At 65.0% G+C, this 810-nt stretch carries 1 protein-coding gene; it reads right to left on the bottom strand.

Features of this window, described 5'->3' with window-relative positions:
- The coding region (argA, locus tag A3754_RS23845) for an amino-acid N-acetyltransferase (protein WP_063521528.1) at positions 1-782 on the bottom strand (782 nt) is incomplete at its 3' end.
- Positions 783-810 lie beyond the last annotated feature (28 nt).

Genomic DNA, 810 nt, shown 5'->3' with positions numbered 1-810 from the left:
CGTGCCACGCCATTGCTGGCGGCGTGGCAGGCCGCGGTGAGTTGCCGGTCGATGCCGTTGTCTGCCCGTTTGTCTTCCGCCAGCAACTNGCCGGCCTCCTGGGGCGACAGTTCGCGGATGAGGTCGCCCTGGGTGTCAGCCAGACGCAGGTCATCACCGAGCAGGATCAGTTTGTCTGCGCCCAGGGCGATGGCGGCGGTGGAGGCCACTTCTTCGGCGTTCACATTGAACAGCTCGCCGGTGGGCGAGCAGCCGACCGGGGAGAGCAGCACCACGTTGCCGCTCTGGTGTTGCTGGCGGATGGCGTCCACGTCGATGCGCCGCACTTCGCCGGTGTGCTGGTAGTCGAAGCCGTTACGTACACCCACCGGTTTGGCCACCACGAAATTGCCGCTGACCAGCCGGATGCCCGCGTTGTGCATGGGCGAGTTGGCCAGGCCCATGGAGAACAGCCCTTCCAGTTTCAGGCGCAGCCCACCCACGGCGGCCATGACGCTGTCCAGCGCGGCGCTATCGGTGATGCGCATGTGCTGTTCGAAGGTGGATTCGATGCCCGCCCTGGCCAGGTGCGCACTGATTTGCGGCCGGGCGCCATGGACCAATACCAGCTTTATGCCCAGGCTGTTGAGCAGGGCCAGGTCGTGGATCAGGGGAGCCAGCCGTGGCCCGTCCAGCAGTTCCCCGGCCAGCATCACCACAAAGGTTCGGCCCCGGTGCGCGTTGATGTACGGCGAGGAGTGACGGAACCAATGGACCTGATTGTCGGGTGTGTTGCTGGACACGGTGTTTTCCCTGCTGTTTTCCCGCTAT

The organism is Alcanivorax sp. HI0083, from assembly GCF_001635175.1.
This window is presented reverse-complemented; position numbering and strand designations above follow the sequence as displayed.